Raw genomic sequence first — 3,074 nt, forward strand, 5'->3', positions numbered from 1 at the left:
ACGTAGGGGGTCCCGATGCAGGCTGGTTCAAACGAGGCGAGCTCATCGGACTGGCGCGGGCCTCCTTTGACGAGACAAGCGCGGCGGGTTGGTGCAGCGGCAACCGCCGACGGTTCTGGTGGCAATGTGCTGCCGGGTGTCGGCCTTTGCCCGTGCGAAGGGACGGTGCCCGGGGGCAACGTCCGGGCATGGCGGGGGCTGGCAAGCGACCGCGCCGATCCGGTGCGGGCCCGTCCACTTGATCGCTACGGCGGGCGCCCGCCGAAGTGTGCTGGAAGATGTCGGAGATCAGTCGTCCTCCTCGTCATCGCCGGCCAGCAGCAGGAGTTCCCCGGCAGCCTCGAGGGCGCGGATCTCGGCCACAACGGCGTTCATCGCCTCTTCCGCATCTTTGGCCTTGACCTTGTCGCGGTCGGCCACTTCTTCGCGCAGGCTGTCGGCGAGGCGGGCGGACATGTTGCCGAGGATGTATTCCGCCGTCGCGGCCTCTTCCCCGGTGGTCGAGGCGGCAAGCGCCGTGACCAGCAGGATCGGGTCGAGCTGGCGCACCACCTTGGGGATGTCGCGTGGCGCCACGCGGCTGGGAATGTTGGTATAGGTGAAGATCGCCTTGCGCACCTGTTCGGCAAACTCGGCGTCGGTCTCATCGAGGCCTTCCAGAACGTCGTCGCGGGTCGAGGCGGTCGAGAAGTTGAGGATCGCGCCGACACGTTCCACCGGTCCCTTGTCGAAGACCGAATCCGGCTGGGCGTCGAGCTGGCTGGCCAGCGACAGGCCGATGCGGTCCAGCGCCTCGGGCGAGATGCCCGAGGTCAGCGAGATCGCATAGGTGATCCGCCGCGCCCGGGGGCCTGGCAGCTTCGAGAGCAGTTCCGCCGCCTTGCCGGTATCGAGCTTGGAGAGCATGACCGCCGCGATCTCGATCGATTCATGTTCGGCGATCGGGCGCAGTTTCTTGACGTCCAGTGCGCGCACCCGGTCCCAGGGATCGCCGGTCTGGCGCACCCCGGCCTCTTTCCGCAGGCGCGCGGCGGTATGGGCCGAGATCTTGCCATCCAGCGCCGAAAGCGCCCCGGCGACACCGCGCGGGAAGGTCAGGCCGAGTGCCTCGAGCTCTTCGACGAATTCCTCGACCACCCCGGCCAGGGTGTCGCGGTCGATATGGCGCATGTTGCCGAGCAGCAGTGTCAGCTCTGCCTGAAGATCCTCGGGCAGCTCTTTCAGGGGCACGTCCAGCCCGTTGATCAGCAGCAGCCGGATGATCACCGCTGCCTTCTGCTTGCGTGTCATCTGCCCCGGTCGCACCGGAGCAGGGGGCGCGAGCCGCGCCAGCGGAGCCAGGTCGCCCATATTCCCCTCGTTCTGCGTTCGGTGGCAGATAATCAGGGAAGGGTGAAGAAAGCCTGAAACCGCACGGGGCTGGCCGCAGAACGGCAGGCACCAGCCGCAGACGGGCGCGGGATCTGTCCGGCGGCTCGGCGGGTTCAGCCGGTGACGGTGGTCTCGCAGGCGCCGGTCTCGGCGTTGCGGCTCTGGCCCTCGGCGCAGGAGCTGGCCTGCTGTTCGTGGTAGGTGCAGCTGGCCTGCAGGGGCGCGGCGGCGAAGAGGCCCAGCAGGGCGGCGGCAATCAGAGTTCTCATGGCGGATCCTCCAATGGATCCTGCAACCTTACCACGATTCCCGCTGCGCCCGAAGCGCTGCGCGGGGGAAGGCTGCGGCCGCTCATCGCTGGCGCCTACTGGCCGGGGGGAGCCTGCCCCGGGGCATCGAACCCCGGACAGGCTGGGGGCCAGGGCCCCCGGGCCGTCGCGCGAAACGACAACGGCGCCCCCGACTGGAGACGCCGCTGAAGATCGCCTGTCGCGCGGATCAGCTTTCGCCGAAGACCCGCTTGAAGATCGTGTCGACATGCTTGGTGTGATAGCCCATGTCGAACTTCTCGTTGATCTGCTCGACGCCCAGGGCCTTGACCACGTCCTCGTCCGCCAGCAGCTGCTCGCGGAAATCGACGCGCTCTTCCCAGACCTTCAGGGCGTTGCGCTGGACCATGGCATAGGCGTCTTCACGGCTGACACCGGCCTGGGTGAGGGCCAGAAGTACCCGCTGGCTCATCACCAGGCCGGGGAACTTGTTCATGTTGTCCAGCATGTTCTCGGGATAGATGATCATCTTGTCGACCACCCCGGCCAGGCGGTTCAGGGCGAAGTCCAGCGTCACGGTGGCGTCGGGGGCGATGCCGCGCTCGACGGAAGAATGCGAGATGTCCCGCTCGTGCCACAGCGCCACGTTTTCCATCGCCGGAATGACGGTCATGCGCACGAGACGCGCCAGGCCGGTCAGGTTCTCGGTCAGGACCGGGTTCTTCTTGTGAGGCATGGCCGAAGAGCCCTTCTGGCCCATCGAGAAGAACTCGGCGCCTTCCAGCACTTCGGTGCGCTGCATGTGGCGGATCTCGATGGCGACGTTCTCGATGGACGAGGCGATGACGCCCAGCACGGCGAAGAACATCGCGTGACGGTCACGCGGGATCACCTGGGTCGAGATCGGTTCCGGCTTCAGGCCCAGCTTGGCGCAGACGTGTTCCTCTACGCCCGGGTCGATATTGGCGAAGGTGCCGACAGCGCCCGAGATCGCACCGGTGGCGACTTCCTCGCGGGCGGCCTGCAGGCGGGCCTTGTTGCGGTCCATCTCGGCGTAGAAGCGGGCGAAGGTCAGGCCCATGGTGGTCGGCTCGGCATGGATCCCGTGAGAGCGGCCGACGCGCACGCTCATCTTGTGCTCCATCGCGCGTTTCTTCAGGGCGGCCAGGACCTTGTCCATGTCGGCCAGCAGGATGTCGGCGGCGCGCACCAGCTGCACGTTCAGGCAGGTGTCGAGCACGTCCGAGCTGGTCATGCCCTGGTGGACGAAGCGGGCCTCCTCGCTGCCGACATGTTCGGCCAGGTGGGTCAGGAAGGCGATGACGTCATGCTTGGTGACGGCCTCGATCTCGTCGATGCGGGCGACGTCGAACTCGACGTCCTTGGCCTTCCAGACGGCCTCGGCGTTCTCGCGCGGGATCACGCCCAGATCGG

The 3,074-nt window shown here is 67.1% G+C and carries 3 protein-coding genes; all 3 read right to left on the reverse strand.

From position 1 onward, the window contains the following. Positions 1-288 precede the first annotated feature (288 nt). Positions 289-1,350 (reverse strand): FliG C-terminal domain-containing protein, encoded by a 1,062-nt coding sequence (locus OS124_RS0102335; RefSeq protein WP_010137691.1) that lies wholly within the window; start codon positions 1,348-1,350, stop codon positions 289-291. A 134-nt stretch (positions 1,351-1,484) separates the two neighbouring features. Beyond that, positions 1,485-1,640 (reverse strand): hypothetical protein, encoded by a 156-nt coding sequence (locus OS124_RS27230; RefSeq protein ID WP_168161425.1) that lies wholly within the window; start codon positions 1,638-1,640, stop codon positions 1,485-1,487. A gap of 229 nt (positions 1,641-1,869) precedes the next feature. Further along, positions 1,870-3,074 (reverse strand): adenylosuccinate lyase (gene purB, locus OS124_RS0102345; protein ID WP_010137692.1); only part of this gene is annotated, 1,205 nt, incomplete at its 5' end.

Origin of the sequence: Oceanicola sp. S124 (genome assembly GCF_000220565.1) — a bacterium.
GTDB lineage: Bacteria > Pseudomonadota > Alphaproteobacteria > Rhodobacterales > Rhodobacteraceae > Pseudooceanicola.

What these genes read in the sequence shown, in the direction of transcription:
- OS124_RS0102335 (WP_010137691.1), bottom strand. Translation starts at nt 1,350, where the DNA reads ATGGGCGACCTGGCTCCGCTGGCGCGGCTCGCGCCCCCTGCTCCGGTG.
- OS124_RS27230 (WP_168161425.1), bottom strand. Translation starts at nt 1,640, where the DNA reads ATGAGAACTCTGATTGCCGCCGCCCTGCTGGGCCTCTTCGCCGCCGCG.